At 38.8% G+C, this 19120-nt stretch carries 18 protein-coding genes; 13 read left to right on the forward strand and 5 right to left on the reverse strand.

The window, feature by feature from the left end:
* Window positions 1-352: 352 nt before the first annotated feature.
* Window positions 353-1189, reverse strand: coding sequence for a pyruvate, water dikinase regulatory protein (locus KTI78_RS05095; protein WP_002119749.1), 837 nt, complete (start codon window positions 1187-1189; stop codon window positions 353-355).
* A 147-nt stretch (window positions 1190-1336) separates the two neighbouring features.
* Between KTI78_RS05095 and ppsA the strand changes: the two genes are divergently transcribed.
* From ppsA to alr, 12 genes are all read left to right on the forward strand, one after another.
* Window positions 1337-3724 carry a phosphoenolpyruvate synthase gene (gene ppsA, locus KTI78_RS05100; RefSeq protein ID WP_224991330.1) on the forward strand — a complete coding sequence of 796 codons (2388 nt, stop codon included), beginning with the start codon at window positions 1337-1339 and terminating at the stop codon, window positions 3722-3724.
* Between the two features lie 64 nt (window positions 3725-3788).
* Window positions 3789-4544, forward strand: coding sequence for an RDD family protein (locus KTI78_RS05105; protein ID WP_016140565.1), 756 nt, complete (start codon window positions 3789-3791; stop codon window positions 4542-4544).
* Between the two features lie 316 nt (window positions 4545-4860).
* On the forward strand, window positions 4861-5913 hold the full coding sequence (gene cyoA, locus KTI78_RS05110) for a ubiquinol oxidase subunit II (RefSeq protein ID WP_016140564.1): 1053 nt from the start codon (window positions 4861-4863) through the stop codon (window positions 5911-5913).
* Window positions 5914-5916: 3 nt separating this feature from the next.
* Entirely contained in the window at window positions 5917-7908 is a 1992-nt protein-coding gene (gene cyoB / locus KTI78_RS05115) for a cytochrome o ubiquinol oxidase subunit I (RefSeq protein ID WP_224991331.1), read from the forward strand.
* Between the two features lie 4 nt (window positions 7909-7912).
* Window positions 7913-8533, forward strand: a complete 621-nt coding sequence (gene cyoC, locus KTI78_RS05120) for a cytochrome o ubiquinol oxidase subunit III (protein WP_016140562.1) — start codon at window positions 7913-7915, stop codon at window positions 8531-8533.
* Window positions 8533-8862 carry a cytochrome o ubiquinol oxidase subunit IV gene (locus KTI78_RS05125; RefSeq protein ID WP_016140561.1) on the forward strand — a complete coding sequence of 110 codons (330 nt, stop codon included), beginning with the start codon at window positions 8533-8535 and terminating at the stop codon, window positions 8860-8862. The genes cyoC and KTI78_RS05125 overlap by 1 nt, the downstream gene beginning before the upstream one ends.
* 10 nt (window positions 8863-8872) lie before the next feature.
* The gene (gene cyoE / locus KTI78_RS05130; RefSeq protein ID WP_016140560.1) at window positions 8873-9751 is read left to right on the forward strand and encodes a heme o synthase; all 879 of its coding nucleotides are present in this window, start codon (window positions 8873-8875) and stop codon (window positions 9749-9751) included.
* A 181-nt stretch (window positions 9752-9932) separates the two neighbouring features.
* Entirely contained in the window at window positions 9933-10316 is a 384-nt protein-coding gene (gene rpsF / locus KTI78_RS05135; RefSeq protein WP_002119610.1) for a 30S ribosomal protein S6, read from the forward strand.
* 11 nt (window positions 10317-10327) lie between these two features.
* On the forward strand, window positions 10328-10555 hold the full coding sequence (gene rpsR / locus KTI78_RS05140) for a 30S ribosomal protein S18 (RefSeq protein ID WP_000090661.1): 228 nt from the start codon (window positions 10328-10330) through the stop codon (window positions 10553-10555).
* An 8-nt stretch (window positions 10556-10563) separates the two neighbouring features.
* On the forward strand, window positions 10564-11010 hold the full coding sequence (gene rplI / locus KTI78_RS05145) for a 50S ribosomal protein L9 (RefSeq protein ID WP_000382591.1): 447 nt from the start codon (window positions 10564-10566) through the stop codon (window positions 11008-11010).
* Window positions 11011-11208: 198 nt separating this feature from the next.
* Window positions 11209-12654 (forward strand): replicative DNA helicase, encoded by a 1446-nt coding sequence (gene dnaB, locus KTI78_RS05150; protein ID WP_016140559.1) that lies wholly within the window; start codon window positions 11209-11211, stop codon window positions 12652-12654.
* Between the two features lie 32 nt (window positions 12655-12686).
* Window positions 12687-13757 (forward strand): alanine racemase, encoded by a 1071-nt coding sequence (gene alr / locus KTI78_RS05155; RefSeq protein ID WP_262445411.1) that lies wholly within the window; start codon window positions 12687-12689, stop codon window positions 13755-13757.
* Window positions 13758-13817: 60 nt separating this feature from the next.
* Here the strand turns inward: alr and KTI78_RS05160 are convergent, their stop codons facing one another.
* The 4 genes from KTI78_RS05160 to KTI78_RS05175 are packed head-to-tail and all read right to left on the reverse strand — an operon-like array spanning window position 13818 to window position 17520.
* A complete protein-coding gene (locus tag KTI78_RS05160; protein ID WP_016140557.1) occupies window positions 13818-14552 on the reverse strand; it encodes a proteasome-type protease in 735 nt (244 codons plus the stop codon).
* Window positions 14553-14568: 16 nt separating this feature from the next.
* Entirely contained in the window at window positions 14569-15348 is a 780-nt protein-coding gene (locus KTI78_RS05165; protein WP_262445412.1) for a transglutaminase family protein, read from the reverse strand.
* A gap of 2 nt (window positions 15349-15350) precedes the next feature.
* The gene (locus KTI78_RS05170) at window positions 15351-15947 is read right to left on the reverse strand and encodes a secretory pathway Sec39 family protein (RefSeq protein WP_262445413.1); all 597 of its coding nucleotides are present in this window, start codon (window positions 15945-15947) and stop codon (window positions 15351-15353) included.
* Window positions 15948-15969: 22 nt separating this feature from the next.
* Window positions 15970-17520, reverse strand: coding sequence for a circularly permuted type 2 ATP-grasp protein (locus KTI78_RS05175; protein ID WP_262445414.1), 1551 nt, complete (start codon window positions 17518-17520; stop codon window positions 15970-15972).
* Between the two features lie 225 nt (window positions 17521-17745).
* Between KTI78_RS05175 and KTI78_RS05180 the strand changes: the two genes are divergently transcribed.
* Window positions 17746-18753 (forward strand): helix-turn-helix transcriptional regulator, encoded by a 1008-nt coding sequence (locus KTI78_RS05180; RefSeq protein ID WP_224991339.1) that lies wholly within the window; start codon window positions 17746-17748, stop codon window positions 18751-18753.
* Window positions 18754-19120: the final 367 nt, after the last annotated feature.

Here is a 19120-nt window from a genome sequence, read left to right on the forward strand (position 1 = left end):
AAGTATAATTAAAATCAAAACACAATCACACAACACTAAAAAAGTGTGATCTATTTAACATTTTATGAATTATGGATTTTTTATGGATGCTTTCTAAAAATATTTAGAAAAAATAAATAATTACTATTTTTTAGCGCTATAAAAAACATACATTTCTTTTCAATAGTATTATTTAAATTTACGAATGAGTTTCAAAACGACTACGGGTTTATAACCAATAAAAACCATTTAATAATATTTGGTTTTATATATAAAACTTTTATTTTTTACTATGATAGATATTAAAAAACCATTCAACTTATCTATAACTTAATATAAAAAATTGAATGGTTAAACTAAGCACTTGATTAAATTAACCAATACGACGTTTTAATCCCGTCATTTGTAAAATACGTGTTGAAATCTCTTCAATTGACATTTCGGTCACGTTTAAATATTTAATACCTTCTGAAATATAAATCCCTTCAATGGCTCTAAGCTCCATTTGGCATTGGCTAAAACTCGCATAACGGCTATTCGCTTTACGCTCACTACGAATCGCAACTAAACGTTCAGCATCAATCATTAAACCAAATAGCTTACTACGATGAGCTCTCAATACTGCTGGTAAACGGTTATCGTCCAAATCTTCTTCAGTTAATGGGTAGTTTGCAACACGAATCCCGAATTGAAGAGATAAGTAAATAGAAGTCGGCGTTTTACCCGAGCGGGAAACTCCAATTAAGATTAAATCCGCTTTATCATAATGACGAGTACGTGCCCCATCATCATTATCAAGCGCAAAATGAACAGCATCAATACGGGCTTTATAGTATTCAGAATCGGTTACCGCATGGGTCTGCCCGACCAATGTTGTTGGTGGTGTCCCAAGCTCTTGCTCAAGTTTACTAATTAAGCCTTCAAATACATCCAGATTAACCGCTTTAGCCGTATTAATAATCTCTCGTACATGCGGATCGACTAAAGTATCAAATACTAAAGGGAGACAACCGTCTTTGGTTTGACATCGATTAATCTCAACCACCACATCCATTGCCGCCTCTTCAGTTGTAATATACGGCATGATATGGATATCAAAATCTACATTGGGAAATTGAGCTAATAACGAATGTCCAAGGGTCTCGGCAGTAATTGCAGTTCCATCAGAAATAAAAAAAACACTCCGCTTAAACTGTTTACTTTCTGACATTAAAATTCTCCTTAAACATTTGTCTTAGTGCTATATAATCTTTATAGTAAACTGATCTTACATGACTGTCGCTTAGTATAATTCTCAACTAAGCACTTTATTTTTATAATTTCATGCCAAGATAGACATTAATACTGCAAAAGTGGAGTGAAAACTTTGGAAGCGCGCGTAATCGGTCTAGAAAAATTAGGGAAACACGATGTCGAACTCGTAGGTGGGAAAAACTCATCTTTGGGTGAAATGATCAGCCATTTATCAAATGCTGGTGTATCGGTACCTGGTGGCTTTGCAACTACTGCTGCTGCCTATCGTGAGTTCTTAGACCAAAGTGGTCTTAACGCTCGAATTCAAGCAGAACTTGCTCAACTCAACGTTGATGACGTAAATGCTCTTGCAGAAACAGGCGCTAAAATTCGCCAATGGATTGTAGAGACTCCACTCACTGCAACCTTAGAACAAGAAATTCGCGCCGCTTTTACAGCACTTTCTAACGGCAATCCTGATATCGCGGTTGCCGTTCGTTCATCTGCAACTGCTGAAGATTTACCAGATGCATCTTTCGCGGGTCAACAAGAAACTTTCTTGAATATTCGCGGTATTGATAACGTACTTATTGCGATCAAAGAAGTATTCGCTTCTTTATATAATGACCGTGCAATTTCTTACCGTGTACACCAAGGCTTCGATCATGACGTTGTGGCATTGTCTGCTGGTGTACAACGCATGGTTCGTTCTGAAACTGGCGCTGCGGGTGTAATGTTTACACTTGATACAGAATCTGGTTTCCGTGATGTTGTATTTATCACAGCATCTTACGGTTTAGGTGAAATGGTTGTACAAGGTGCGGTTAACCCTGATGAGTTTTACTTATCTAAGCCATTATTAAATGCTGGTAAACATTCTGTTTTACGCCGTAATCTTGGCTCTAAACACCAAAAAATGATTTATGGTGAAGAAGGTTCTGCGGGTAAATCTGTTGTTGTTGTTGACGTTGAAAAACAAGAGCGCCAACAATTCGCTTTAAATGACCATGAACTACAAGAGCTTGCAAAACAAGCACTTATCATCGAACAACATTACGGTGCGCCAATGGACATCGAATGGGCAAAAGACGGTGATGATGGTCAAATTTATATTGTTCAAGCTCGTCCTGAAACTGTAAAAAGCCGCCAAAATGTAGGCACTATGGAACGCTACCTTCTCAAACAAAGAGGTACTGTTCTTTGTGAAGGCCGTTCAATTGGTCAACGTATTGGTTCTGGTAAAGTCCGTATTGTTAACTCAATTAAAGAAATGGACAAAGTTCAAGAAGGTGACGTTCTTGTATCTGACATGACCGATCCTGACTGGGAACCGGTAATGAAACGTGCTGCTGCAATTATCACTAACCGTGGTGGTCGTACATGTCACGCAGCAATTATTGCACGTGAACTTGGTGTACCTGCTATTGTTGGTTGCGGTAACGCAACAGAAGTATTAACTGACGGTCAAGAAGTAACTGTTTCTTGTGCTGAAGGGGATACAGGTTTCATTTACGAAGGTGCATTAGATTTCGAAGTTCAACGCAACTCAATTGAATCTATGCCTAAACTTTCGTTCAAAATTATGATGAACGTAGGTAACCCTGACCGTGCATTTGACTTTGCTCAAATTCCAAACGAAGGTATTGGTCTTGCTCGTCTTGAGTTCATTATTAACCGTATGATCGGTGTGCATCCTAAAGCCTTACTCAACATTGACAGCCTACCTCGTGAAACTCGCGCTGCGGTTCTAACGCGTACTGCAGGTTATGCGTCACCTGTAGACTTCTATGTTGAAAAATTGGTTGAAGGTATTGCAACTCTTGCTGCTGCATTTGGTGACAAGCCAGTGATCGTCCGTATGTCTGACTTCAAGTCAAATGAATATGCAAACTTAATTGGCGGTAAGTTATACGAGCCTGAAGAAGAAAACCCGATGCTCGGTTTCCGTGGTGCTAGCCGTTATGTATCTGATAACTTCCGTGATTGTTTCGAATTAGAATGCCGTGCACTTAAGAAAGTTCGTGATGAAATGGGTCTTACCAACATTCAAATCATGATTCCTTTTGTACGCACAGTATCTGAAGCAAAACGCGTTATTGAATTACTTGCACAAAATGGCTTGAAACGTGGCGAGAATGGCTTAAAAGTAATCATGATGTGTGAATTACCAACTAATGCCTTATTAGCTGAACAATTCCTTGAACACTTCGATGGCTTCTCTATCGGTTCTAACGACTTAACTCAATTAACATTAGGTCTTGACCGTGACTCCGGTATTGTTTCACATTTATTTGATGAACGTGACGCAGCGGTTAAAGCACTTCTTTCAATGGCAATCCATGCCTGCCGTAAAGCAGGTAAATACGTAGGTATCTGTGGTCAGGGTCCTTCAGACCATCCAGATCTTGCAAAATGGTTAATGGAACAAGGTATTGAATCTGTCTCTCTTAACCCAGACTCAGTTTTAGATACATGGTTCTTCCTTGCTGAAGAAAAAATCAAGCAAATCTAATAAGTTATAAAAAAAGGCCCATCCGTGGGTCTTTTTTCATCTTTAGAATAGAGAATTTTTATTTATGCAAATTTACTTGGCACGTAATAATCAACAAGCTGGGCCTTATACTTTAGAACAAGTAAATCAAATGTTGGCAAGCCAACAAATTTTGTTAACTGATTTAGCTTGGCATGAAGGCATGACAGAATGGAAAGCTTTAGGAGAATTAACCCAAGGTAAACTTGTATATCAACCTATTGGTTATTCTGTACCTCCAATAAACACGAATACTTCACCTAATGAAACTATTCGTCAAATTCGTGTAGAACCTAAAGTTCATGAACTTGCGTCTATCCCAGCTCGGGCTTTAGCGAAAATTATTGATTTATTGCTATGGTTACCAATCGCTGCAATTCCTTCTTTTTTCTTTAATGAAGCTCAATATAAGCAATTATTCGAATTGCAAAAACAAATGCAATCTGCAGAAGTTGCATCAACTAAGGCTGCAGAATTGCAACAGCAACTTTTTACTTTAATTCCGATAGAAGCTTGGCATTCAATGCTTGTTTATGTCGTAATTATGCTTGCAATTCAAGCCATCCTTTTAACAAAGTTTGGGCAAAGTATAGGTAAGAAAATCGTTGGAATTAAAATTGTAGATGCTGAGGACAATAGCAAGGTTAATCTAACTCGTATCTTCTTATTAAGAAGTATTGTTTTTATTATATTAAACTTACTGTTTATGCCGATCAGTACAATTATTGACTACGCTTTTGCATTAGGACAAAAGCGACAAGCTTTACATGACAAAATTGCAAGAACAAAAGTGATCAAATGATAGTGAATGACTCATTCATTTAATGTCTAAAAAAAGAGGAGGCACCCCGCCTCCTTTTTTCTATAGAGAGTTGATATTTAAATAAAAGCTCTTTTGAAATTAGATACCCTACAAAAAAAATCGGGTTTTAAAACAATTATTTCAGCCTACTTTATGTATAGCTTAGTTTGTCGATATGAGGCATAATGCCCTACAACGTAGCGGTGTCATATAATTGAGAAGTCTAAATTTTAGAATTAGCGTTCTCAATCATGCGACACTTTAATCGCTATCCCATATTTAATTAGGGAATGGGACTCTTCACCGAGGTTGTAAAATGAGACAAACGATTTTAGCTGTATTGTCTTTATCAACGCTTGCCGCACTTTTGACTGGGTGTGGTGGTGATATGGTACTTCTAAACTCTAAAGGTCCAGTTGGTCAAGGTCAAAGTGACCTTATGATGACTGCGATCTATTTAATGTTACTTGTGGTGATTCCTTCAATCATCATGGCATTATGGTTTGGTTGGAAATATCGCGCGTCAAATAAAGATGCAGACTATAAACCTACATGGGCACACTCAACTGCAATTGAAGTTGTAGTATGGGGTATCCCTGTCATTATTATTGGTATTTTAGCTTGGTTAACTTGGTGGGGTTCCCACAAGTATGACCCATACCGTCCTTTAGAATCAGATAAAGCACCTTTGACTATTCAAGTTGTTGCTGAACAGTTTAAGTGGATCTTTATTTATCCTGAACAAAACATTGCAACAGTTAACGAAGTACGTTTCCCTGAAAAAACTCCGTTAAGCTTTAAAATCACTTCTAACTTTACAATGAACTCATTCTTCATTCCACAGTTAGGCGGCCAGATTTATGCAATGGCAGGTATGCAAACTCACCTTCATTTGTTAGCAAATGAAACTGGTGTATATCGTGGTTTCTCTTCTAACTACTCAGGTTACGGTTTCTCTCAAATGCGTTTCAAGGCGCATAGCGTTACAGAGCAACAATTCAATGAATGGGTAGCAGCGGTTAAAGCAGGTAATGGTTCAACCATTAACCCAGAAGCAGTTCAAAAAACTACGCTTGACCAAGCTGAATTGGCAACCTTACGTGATGGTGACCGTTCTAAGCATCAGATTGAGCATTTAGTAAATCGTGCTAAAGCTGCTGGTGATCAAGAAGCGCTTGCTAAAGCTGAAGCTATGAAACCGTTCCCGACTAAGCCACACCCTGTGACTTATTACTCTTCAGTTGAACCAAAATTGTTTGAAACAATTATCAACCACTATATGAGTAATTATCATGGTGTTGACCACTCTGCTGAACACGCAACAGCTGACACTCATGCTGCAGCTGAACACGCTGCTCAAGGGGAATAAGACATGGATATGATTTTTGGTAAACTGGGTTGGGACTCTATCCCGACAGAGCCAATCGTACTTGTCACCATGGTCCTTATGGCAATTGGTGCAATTGCAGTGCTTGGCGGTATCACCTATTTTAAAAAATGGGGATATTTGTGGAATGAGTGGTTTATTACGGTAGACCACAAAAAGATTGGTATCATGTATATCATCGTATCTGTTGTCATGCTTCTGCGTGGTTTCGCTGATGCGATCATGATGCGTTTACAACTTTTCCTCGCTAAAGGTGGCGGCGAAGGTTATCTACATCCTGACCATTACGACCAGATCTTCACCGCACACGGTGTAATCATGATCTTCTTCGTAGCAATGGGTCTCGTTGTAGGTATGATGAACATCTCTGTACCTTTACAGATTGGTGCTCGCGACGTTGCTTTCCCATTATTAAACTCTTTAAGCTTCTGGTTATTCGCCGGTGCTGCTGGTTTAATGATGCTTTCACTTGTATTAGGTGAATTTGCTGCGACTGGTTGGATGGCTTACCCTCCTCTATCTGGCATTCAATATTCTCCTGGTGTAGGTGTTGACTACTATATCTGGGCACTTCAGGTTTCTGGTCTAGGTACGCTTTTATCTGGTGTTAACTTCTTCGTTACCATCATCAAAATGCGTGCACCTGGCATGAAATTAATGGACATGCCTATTTTCACGTGGACTTCACTTTGTACGGCTGTATTAATCATTGCATCGTTCCCTGTATTAACAGGTACTCTTGCAATGCTTACTCTTGACCGTTACTTCGGCTTCCATTTCTTCACAAATGAGCTTGGCGGTAGCCCAATGCTTTATGTGAACTTGATCTGGACATGGGGTCACCCTGAAGTATATATCTTGGTATTACCAGCATTTGGTCTATACTCAGAAATCGTTGCAACCTTCTCTCGTAAAGCGTTGTTCGGTTACAAGTCTATGGTGTATGCAACTATCGCGATTACTGTTCTTGCGTTCGTTGTATGGCTTCACCACTTCTTCACCATGGGTGCTGGTGCGAACGTTAACGCGTTCTTCGGTATCATGACCATGGTTATTGCGATTCCTACTGGTGTGAAAATCTTCTCTTGGTTATTCACCATGTATAAAGGTCGCATCACCTTTACTACTCCAATGTTATGGACGCTTGGCTTCCTTGTAACATTCGGTATCGGTGGTTTAACTGGTGTACTTATGGCTGTTCCACCTGCGGACTTCTTGGTACACAACTCATTATTCTTGATTGCTCACTTCCATAACGTAATTATCGGTGGTGTGGTGTTTGGTATGTTTGCCGGCATCATTTACTACTGGCCAAAAATGTTTGGTTGGAAGCTCAATGAAGCATGGGGTAAAGCTGCGTTCTGGTTCTGGTTCTTCGGTTTCTATTTTGCATTCATGCCACTTTATATCCTTGGTTTCATGGGTATGACTCGTCGTTTGAATACATATGACAACCCTGAGTGGGATCCGTACCTCGCAATTGCATTATTTGGTGCTGTTCTTGTTGCAATTGGTATTGCATGTTTCCTAATGCAAATCATCGTTGGTTTCTTACAACGTAAAGACAACATGGACCTTACAGGCGATCCATGGGATGCTCGTACGCTTGAGTGGGCAACCTCTTCTCCTGCTCCGTTCTATAACTTTGCGCATGAACCAGATGCAAGCGGTATCGACCGTTTCTGGACTGACAAAGAAAACGGTGTAGCATACGCACGTAACACTAAATATGAAGACATCCACATGCCGACTGATCGTGCTGCTGGTTTTGTCATTGCAATGTTCATTACGCTTCTTGGCTTTGCACTCATCTGGCATATTTGGTGGCTCGTTGTTGTTTCATTCGTTTCGGCTGTTGTTAGCTTGATCGTAAGCTCATTCACTAAGAATGTTGATTACTATGTTCCAGCTGCTGAAGTTGAGCGTATTGAAAACGAACGCTATGCTTTACTTGAAAAACACTTGAAGAAGGACTAAGGAAATGGCTGAAGTACTTCATCACGACAACCACGGCCATGACGGTCATCATGAACATGATGATACTGATTTAACGGTTTTTGGTTTCTGGACATACTTGATGAGTGACTTGATTCTTTTCGGATCACTCTTCATTGCGTTCGCTGTATTAAGCAGTCATGTTCCAGCAGGGACTCCAAGTGCATATGACCTATTCCATGAGTCATTAGGCTACGTGTTAACTGAAACATTTGCCTTATTGATTTCATCGGTAACTTTCGGTTTTGCTGTACTTGCATCTTATAAAAAGAATGTAAATCAAGTGATCACTTGGTTATTTATTACATTCCTTTTTGGTGCGACCTTCATCGGTATGGAACTCTATGAATTCCATCACCTTGTAGAAGAAGGTCATGGTCCAACTCACAGTGCATTCTTATCATCGTTCTTTACTTTGGTTGGTACACACGGTATCCACGTAACTTCTGGTTTAGTGTGGATGCTTGTATTAATGTATCAAATCAAAACTAAAGGTTTGACTTTACCGAATACACGTCGTCTTGCTTGCTTAAGCTTGTTCTGGCACTTCCTTGACATCGTTTGGATCTGTGTATTCAGCGTCGTTTACTTACTGGGAGTTCTCTAATGAGTAGTCATGAGCATAATGCTGCTGGTGCGTCACACGGTAACTTTAAGCAATACACTGTTGGATTTATCCTTTCTGTTATCCTCACCATCATCCCGTTCGGGATGGTGATGATGGGTGGTTTCAGTCGTGGTCTTTTAGTTACTGTGATTGCGATCACTGCGGTTGCTCAGGTTCTTGTACAACTTGTGTACTTCTTACACATGAATACATCATCTGAACAACGTTGGAATATGATTGCATTTATCTACACAATCCTATGTATCGCTGTACTTTTAATCGGTTCTGTGTGGATTATGAATTACCTTCACTACAATATGATGATCTAAACTGATTGTCATGTTGAAAAAATATCTATTCCTGACTAAACCAGGAATTCTCTTCGGTAATTTCATTACCACCTTGGGCGGCTTTTTCTTAGCCGCCCAAGGCTCTATAGACATCTCATTATTACTTCTTACCCTAATTGGAACAACTTTAGTTGTGGCCTCTGGTTGTGTGGTTAATAATGTTATAGATCAAGATATTGACACAAAGATGCAGCGCACCCAAAACCGCGCACTTGTTAAGAAAACAATCTCTCCTACTGTTGCGCTGATATATGCATTAGTGCTTGGAGTAATTGGTTTTAGCATTTTATGGTTCGGTGTAAATGGTTATGCATTTTTGTTTGCAATGATTGGTTTTATTGTCTATGTCGGTTTTTATAGTTTGTGGACCAAACGCACCTCAATCCATCAAACCGTCATTGGTAGCATCTCCGGAGCGAGCCCTCCTGTTATTGGTTATACCGCAGTAACTCATCAATTTGATGTGGCAGCCTTGCTTTTGTTTTTAGCATACGCTTTATGGCAAATGCCTCACTCTTGGGCAATTGCAATTTATCGTTTTGATGATTACAAAAATGCGGGAATTCCAATTTTGCCTGTAGCACGTTCTATTTATCGTACGAAAATTGAATGTGTCATCTATATCCTCTTATTTGCAGCTGTTTTGAATGGGTTATATTGTTTTGGCTATACCAATGTATTCTTTTTAATTACCTTTAATGCTTTAACAGCATATTGGTTATATTTATCAGTTATTGGATTTAAAGCCGAAAATGATCAACTTTGGGCTAAACGCTTTTTCCTCTACTCGGTCATATTAATTACCCTGTTAAGTTTGAGTTTTAGCTTTACCTATCAATCCCCTGCTCCAAATCTTCCTCTCTTTTAAACAAGAGAGGATTTCCTCTTTATAGTAAAGAAGTTTTACTTTTCTGATCAAAAGATTTGTTTTTAGCCGAACTTTTACCTATAATTCAGCCTTCGCAATTTTTGCGACATAACTTATTAAGTTATGACTCCTTGCTTCTAATTTTTTTATTAGGGGCTGTTTAAACCGTAAGGAGCTGACAATGCGTCATTACGAAATCGTACTTTTGGTACACCCAGACCAAAGCGATCAAGTTGTAGGTATGGTTGAACGCTATATCTCTCAGATCAAAGAAGCTGAAGGTCAAATTCACCGTTTAGAAGATTGGGGCCGTCGTCAATTGGCTTACCCAATTAACAAAATTCACAAAGCGCACTACATTCTTATGAATGTTGAATGTGGTCAAACTACGCTTGATGAGTTAGAAGAATTATTCCGTTATAACGACGCGATCATTCGTAACCTTATCATCCGTCGTGAACACGCAATCACTGAAGAGTCATTGCTTGCTAAGAGTGCTGAAGAAAAGCGTGCGCGTAAAGCTCAACGCGAAGAAGCACAGCAAGTTGCTCAAGAAGCTGAATAAGGAGAACATCAATGGCACGTTTTTACCGTCGTCGCAAGTTCTGCCGCTTTACAGCTGAGAATGTTGCGTACATCGACTACAAAGATATCGACACTTTAAAACAGTACATCACTGAAAACGGCAAGATTGTTCCTAGCCGTATCACTGGTACTAAAGCTCGTTATCAACGTCAATTAGCACTTGCTATCAAACAAGCTCGCTATTTGTCTTTGATTCCGTACACTGACAACCATAAGTGAGGTGATCTGTGGACGTTATCTTATTACAACGCATTAAGAACCTTGGTAAATTAGGCGATAAAGTATCAGTTAAAGCTGGTTACGGCCGTAACTTCCTTATCCCTCAAGGTAAAGCAGTTGCAGCTACTGAAGCTAACACTGCTGCTTTTGAAGCTCGTCGTGCTGAACTTGAGAAGCAAGAAGCTGAAGTTTTAGCTGCTGCTCAAGCACGTGCTGAACAATTGAACGAAGTTAACATCGTTATCACTGCTAAAGCTGGTGACGAAGGTAAACTGTTCGGTTCTATCGGTACTCGTGACATCGCTGACGCATTAACGAATGCTGGTCTTACAGTTGACCGTGCAGAAGTTCGTTTACCAAATGGCGCGCTTCGTCACACTGGTGAATTCAACATCGCAATTCAATTGCACCATGATGTTGTTGCAGAAGTTCTCGTTACTATCGTATCTGAGTAATTTCTCATCAAAAAAAAGAGCATGCTTTTGCATGCTCTTTTTTTATGTTTCAAATTTTAAAATAAGATATATTAATTCCTGATCAGTTCTTCAGTTTAATTGGTTTTTTAATTAGGTAGTTTATTTAATTTTGTTTTAAGATAGTTCTCGGCTTTACAGCCCCGTTGTGTACACCCTTCTTTATCATCAGGTCTAATTATGTCTCAGGCGAATGCCACTTCTTTAGCGCTTTCATCTCCAATAGAAAATAAAACGAGTGAATCAGGCCAACTTAAAGAGTTTCGCACTCCCCCACACAATTTAGCCATTGAGCAAGCTGTTCTGGCAGCTTTGATGACAGTTGCTGAATCTTTTGAGCAAGTCAACGATGTACTAAAAGAAAATGATTTTTACGCGACTCGTCATAAATATATTTTTCGTGCAATCGAGAAATTAGCACAGGAAAACTCACCCTATGATGCTGTCTTAGTAAGTGACTGGCTTCTAAAACAAAATTTACTTGATGCTATCGGCGGCGAAGAATATTTAATGCAGCTCATGGCTGATTCACCATCAAGTTTCTACAACTTAGAAACCTATGCCACTAAAATTAAAGAATTTTCTACCCTACGCAGTATGATTAAAGTTAGTACTGAAATCTTACAAAATGCTTATGACACAAAAGGTCGTGGGGTTAGTGAAATTTTAGACTTAGCTGAAACGAGTATTTTCTCTTTAGCAGAACAACACAATAATAATAAAAAAGATGCAGGCCCAAAATCTATTAGTTCTGTTACCGCAGACGTTATTAGTAAGCTAGACGAGCTTTCAAAATTAGACGGCAACATTACAGGTTTAACTACAGGTTTCTTAGAACTTGATAATAAAACATCGGGTATGCAACCTGGTGATTTAATTATTGTTGCTGCACGTCCATCGATGGGTAAAACTACCTTTGCCATGAATTTGGTTGAAAGTGTTTTGCAATATAACAAGCTACCTGCTCTGGTATTTTCAATGGAGATGCCAGCAGACTCGATTGCGATGCGTCTTATTTCTGCAATGGGTAAAGTTCATCAAGGACATTTACGTTCGGGGAATTTAGATGCAGATGAATGGACCAAGGTAACTGGTACAATTTTGCAGCTTCAACAAATGCATTTATATATTGATGACTCATCTGCTCTGCCTCCAACTGAACTCCGTGCCCGTGCCCGCCGCGTTGCAAAAATGCATGATGGTAAAATTGGTTGCATCATGGTCGATTACTTGCAGCTTATGAAAGTTCCAGGTATGGGTGATAACCGTGTAGGCGAGATTTCAGAAATTTCTCGTAGCTTAAAAGCACTAGCGAAAGAAATGCAATGTCCTGTTATCGCACTTTCCCAGCTTAACCGAAGTCTGGAAAACCGTCCAAATAAACGCCCTGTAATGTCCGACTTACGTGAATCCGGTGCGATCGAGCAGGATGCCGACTTAATTATGTTTATTTACCGTGATGAGGTTTATAACAAAGAGTCGAAAGAAGCCGGCACCGCAGAAATTATTATTGGTAAGCAGCGTAACGGTCCAATTGGTTCAGTTCGTCTTGCTTTTGAAGGTCAATATACTCGATTTAGTAATCTCTCTCCTGAGTATTACAGCCAATATGATGATGAAGAATAAACTCTATCTCTAGCCCAAAGGAGTAAATGAGGGTGCGCCAAGCAACAGTTTATATTGATCGCAATGCACTTCAATATAATTTAAACCGTGTCAAACAACTCGCAACAAATTCAAAAATTGTAAGTATGGTGAAAGCTAATGCTTATGGACATGGAATCAAAGACTGTTTAGCAGCCTTAAATGCCTCAGATGCCTTTGGTGTCGCCTGCCTACAAGAAGGTTTGGAAATTCGTCAACACGGATTCCAACAACCCGTTACTTTAATTGAAGGGGTATTTTCTGAAGATGAAATGCCAATTGCAATTGAAAAAAAATTTGAATGTGTGATTCACCATCAACAACAATTTGAATGGTTAATTAAATACAAACAAGCCTACATCACCCAAGGTTTAAAAGTTTGGGTTAAGCTTAACAGCGGCATGAATCGTTTAGGTTTTAAAAATCCAGAAATTATTGAAGTTATTAAAACTTTAAAATCTGAAGGATTTACTTGTGTGCTTGCAATGCATTTCGCAAATGCAGATGTAGACCATCCACTGAACGAGCAACAAAAACAACAATTTTTACAAGTTAAACAAGCTTGTGATCCTGTTTTAGCATCTTGCTGTAACTCAGCTGCTATTTATAAATGGCCAGAATTACATTTTGATTATGTTCGTCCGGGTATCATGCTTTACGGCGCCTCACCTTTTGCAGATCAAACAGTCCATGATCTTGACTTAAAACCAGTAATGACTTTTTCAGCAGAAGTCATTGCCCTAAACCATATTCAACCTGATGAACATGTCGGTTATGGTTCTACTTTCTGTGCAAAGCAAGCCATGGATATCGCCATTGTTTCTATAGGGTATGGTGATGGTTATCCACGCGCTTATGTTAAACAAAACTATGTCGCTATTGATAAACAGCTCTGCGCAGTTGTAGGGCGAGTGAGTATGGATATGCTTGCAATTGACGTAACAGGTCTGCAAGTGAAATTAGGTACACCAATTGAACTTTGGGGTCCACACCGCCTCGTTGATGATGTTGCGGATGCAAACGGAACGATAGGATATGAATTACTCTGTCGCCTAAGTAATCGCCCTACTCGTAAAAGCAGTTAAATAATAAAATATAAAAAAATCCAAGCTTGCTTGGATTTTTTTATTTAAATATTCAATGTATTATCGCCAGTAATCATCTGTTGGTTTCGGCATTTCTTGTAAGCCGCGACGTAGAGTATCTGACCATTGCCGACTAATTTGTGAAAAATAAGGATCGTCTTCTGTAATTCGTTTTCCCATCGGAATAACAAAACTATCTTTCTTATAAATCAATGCATCAAGTGGTAAGCCAACAGAAACATTTGAGCGTAAAGTTGAGTCAAAAGAAATCAGGCTACAACGTAATGCATCATCTAATGGCATTGCATAATATAAAGCTCGATCTAGAATCGGTTTGCCATATTTACTTTCACCAATTTGAAAATAAGGTGTATCAGTCGTCGCACAAATAAAATTGCCTTGTGGATAGACATTATAAAGCTGCATGTCACCACCTTTAATCTGACCACCGACCAAAATACTACAGGCATAATTCATTTGTTCTTGAGTGTCTGAACTAATATCCTCTAAAACGGCTTTTAAAGTTTTTCCTATCAGTTCGGCTGCCTCAAACATTGTATTAACACTATACAAATTAGGCTCTTGCTGCAAAGTAAGCGCATTTTGCAAATGACCTATAACAGCTTGCGTTGTTGCCAAGTTGCCTGCTGTTTGCAATGCCATAAAGCGCTCTCCGGTAACGCCGAAAGTATGCAATTTTCGGAACACAGAAATATGATCAACCCCTGCATTGGTTCTTGTGTCACTGATAAACACTAAACCCTGTTCCAATCTTAGCGCACAACAATAGGTCATTTCATTCTCTTTACATTCAACATGCCAACACTTGAACCACAGACATCATGTTCTCAACTCCACCTTGCTCTCTTACACCACGAATAGGCGCTACATCGAGATAGTCTCGTCCTACAGCAAGGTAAATATGATGTTTGGGTGTAAACAACTGATTGCTTACATCAAAACAATACCACTGATTTTCTAAAAATACTTCCGCCCAAGCGTGACTGGCAAGGTGCGGATAGTTTTGATCAAATAGATAACCCGAGACGTAACGTGCAGGTAATTTTAACGCACGGCACATCGCAATTAAAATGTGCGCATGATCTTGGCATACACCTTGTCCAGCATGAAATGCTTCGATCGCAGTTGTCTGAACTGAAGTACTTTCAGGCTGATAAAGTATTTTCTGTAAGATATATTCACTTAATAATGCAATATGTTGTCGGTCTTTAATCACCACAATATTTTTTGCAAAGTCCAACATTTCCGCATCACATCGAGTTGTACCTGTCATTTGCAAAAACAAATTAGCAGGTGTAGAGAGATTTACACAACCCATTTCCACGTTTTGAAGCTCAACAATTCCTTGAGCCATGAAGGTTAGATGTTGGTATGAATAACGCTGACTAGCCGTCATCCATACATTATTAAATATATCTCTTTTGATGGTTTTATCGCCCGGCACACTAATTGCCCAATTCATAACATGCTGATGAGCCGATGTTTGAGGCATCATTTTAATATACTGAATGCTATTTCGAGCAGTTTCAGTATAGCTATAATGCGTTTGATGATTAACCATCAATTTCATAATCAGCCCTCAAACATATTTTCCAACTGCTGTGTAAAAGTATAATAAGCGTCCCAAGTGAGTTGTTGCTTTAATACTTGCCAATTTTCATCTATATTTTCCCAATTCAAATGAGCAAGCTGTCGCACCACAACATCTAGCTCTGATACGAGAGCTAATAAATCTTGTCCAAAACGCAGTTTTATATCAAATTGCTCTATTTTTTGGCCTAAATACAAAAATAAATAAATATCTTCATGTTCCGCTTCTAATATTTGAGTGCATTGTTTGACAGCTTTATTCAATGCATTAGGTTCAGGTTGAAGCGTATTAATCACATTATTTAATTCTGCATAAGCATGTGCCGAAAAAATCCCTCTTAGTTCCTGAATATTATCTTTAGCAATAATGAGCTGGTTCAATAATGAAAATGTTTGCTTCTTGTCTAACATATAGCGATTTAGTAATTCAGCATTTTCTATAGCTAAACCAAACGCTGCTGCAAATTTTGTTGCTTTCTCATCTTCTATAAAGGGTAAATGAGAGGCTGCAAATTTAACTCGCATCAAATATCGACCCAACCAATATATTTGATGCGCACTCGAATTGAGTAAAACCATAAAGTTCCTCTTTAACCCACAATCAGGAATGTAATGTTTCGACAACCCATGTATCTTTTATGCCGCCACCTTGAGATGAATTTACGACCAAAGAGCCAGCTTGCATGGCCACGCGTGTTAAACCACCAGGTACAATCTCTGTACGATAAGGTGAGCTCAACACGAATGGACGCAAATCAATATGACGCTCAGCTACTCCTCCCGTCGTTAAAGTTGGAGCAACAGATAAAGCCAAAGTAGGTTGTGCAATGTACATATGAGGCATAGCTATTAATTTTTTTCTAAATTCATCAATTTCGCATGAGCTTGCTTTAGGCCCGATCAACATGCCATATCCACCTGAACCTTGTGCTTCCTTAACGACTAATTGATCCAGATTAGAGAGTACATAATCTAAGTGTTCTTCTTTACGGCACTGATAAGTAGGTACATTTTTTAGAATTGGTGTTTCATCCAAATAATATTGGATCATTTGGTCTACATAAGGATAAATAGATTTATCATCCGCCACACCTGTTCCAGGTGCATTTGCAATCACCACATTTTTCTGCAAATAAGCAGACATAAGACCAGCTACCCCTAAAGCACTGTCTGGTCGAAATGCTAAAGGATCTAGAAAATCGTCATCTAAACGGCGGTAAATTATGTCTACTTTTTGACGCCCACGAATAGTTTTGACAAATACTTGATCATTTTCTACAAATAAATCTCGATTTGTAACCAATGGCACATCCATTTCACGCGCTAGAAAAGCGTGCTCATAATAAGCACTGTTAAAACGCCCGGGTGTTAGTACCACGACAAAAGGTTGGTCCGCGGAAGAATTTTCTTGCAATATCTCTTTTAAAAGTTTTGGATAATGCTCAATCCCCTGTAAATTATTGGCTGTACATAGCTCAGGCATTAATTTCTGGCTAATGTTTCGGCTTTCAATCATGTAAGATACGCCAGAAGGTGTTCTTAAATTATCCTCCAATACAAAAAACTCTCCTTCACCATCACGGATAATATCAATTCCACTAATTTGTGAATAAATTTTACCTTTCAAAGCGTGTTTGAGCATATGGGGTTGAAAAGCCTCATTTCCCATAATTTGTTCTTCGGGAATGATTTGTTCTTTTAAAATATGTTGTCCATGATAAATATCATCTAGGAAATAATTTAATGCCTTAACACGCTGTGCACAGCCCGAGGCAATTTTTTCCCATTGCTTTTTCTCGATCACTCTTGGAATTAAATCGAAAGGTATGGTGCGCTCCATTCCTTCTTTATCACCATAAACATTAAAGGTAATCCCATGATAAAGAAAATGCTGCTTCGCCTGAGCATTTAGCTCTTTTAACTCATCTAAAGTGCGGATACTCAACCATTGTTCAATTTTTTTAGAAGCTGCACCATTCGATGTTACATCATCAAGCATCTCGTTAAAGAACTGTGATTTTAGTTGTTCAAAGAGATTGGTTTGCACAGAAATATGTTCTAAAAAAGAGGTTGGATTAATAAGTGCCGTTGTTGTCTGCTCTTGTATAAAAAAATCGTTATCTAGATGTAATTCATGCTCTTGTTCTGACATAACCACCTCGTCTTATCATTTATCTATATTTCATTTTTAAATAAGCAATTTCAGTGCCACTTATATATCTGTAATACTTTTACGGCATCATTGTTATAACTTTCTTCTAAATCTTATCATCCTTTGTCCAACGGGCTATAAACTGAATCTGACAAACTTGCTAAATCTGTAAAGATTTTTTATTGTGTTGACACCAAAGCAATTGGATATAGATGTATTACGCTTATGTCTGTAATAGAAAAAGAAACTTCGAATAGTTTATATCGCCAATGGCAGATCTTGTCTCGCCTACCCACCGGTAAATGGATCGGAACTCGAGAATTACAAGAAATGCTTGAGCGCGAAGGTATTGAAATCAGTTTAAGGACTATTCAGCGTGACTTAAATCAAATTGCTCAGCGTTTTCCGATAGAGAGTAATAAAGCCGTACCTCAAGGCTGGCGGTGGCAGTCAGACGCTCCTATCCAGAGTTTACCTCACATGACGAGCTCTCAAGCAGTGACCTTTATGATGGTTGAGGAACACCTAAAGCACTTACTTCCTCCAAGCCTGCTTGATGAGATGGGTCCATGGTTTGATTTAGCCAAACGCAGCCTCTCTACTCAAAATAATGTGAGACAGTGGATTAACCGTGTACGCATTGTTCCTGCAAGTCAACCGCTTATTCCACCTGTAGTGGATCGTGGCGCTCAGCAGGCAATTTATGAAGGTCTACTACAAGACAAACAGATTGAGTGTGTTTATCGGGCCCGTGTAAATCAAGGCGAAGATAAAACTTATATTTTAAACCCTTTAGCTTTGGTACAAAAAGGTGCAGTCATTTATTTGATTTGCACACGGCATGACAAAACTGAAGTGCAAACATTTGCTCTGCACCGTTTTAAATCAGCAAAAGTATTAGATAGTCGCGCCCTACATCCGGTCAATTTTGATATTGATCATTATATTGATTCAGGCGCTTTAGGCTTTAGAGTGGACTACAACCAGCCAACTGAATCAATTCAGCTCACCTTAACCATGACTGAACAAACTGCGAAAACTTTTTATGAAAGTCAGTTGAGTAAAGACCAAACAATTACTCCACTTGAAGAAAATATCGTAGAAGTTACAGCTACCGTACCTTTTACATCTCAACTGGTGTGGTGGCTACGTAGTTATGGTAAAAAATTACTCCATATTGAACCAGTTCAAGTACACAACGCTGTACGTGAAATTGAAACTGATAGTAAGTAGTTATAAAAAAGAGAACCATACGGTTCTCTTTAGATTTTGAATTATAATTTTCTTAATTTTATATTCTTCTTATATTTTTACTTGTTTCCAGATCAAGATGTTCTCCCCCATCAAAACTGATCCGCTCTTTCTTTTGCGCTATTTTGAACATGAGCATTGGCATGCCATTTCATATCCATTGTAGCGAATTGATTTCATTGTCATGGTTAAAGCCCTCTTGTTTGAACGTGAATTCAATATAACTGGCGGCGTAAAACATGTGAAATAAGAAAAAAAGGAAGCGAAATCTCTTTTCTTCCTTAGGAAGTTTCCATATATTTTTTGAACAGAAAATAAAAAAGCCCAGTCTTAACTGGGCTTTTTATAT

It is taken from the genome of Acinetobacter sp. WU_MDCI_Abxe161 (assembly GCF_025514355.1).
In the GTDB taxonomy this organism is placed as follows: Bacteria; Pseudomonadota; Gammaproteobacteria; order Pseudomonadales; family Moraxellaceae; genus Acinetobacter; species Acinetobacter pittii_E.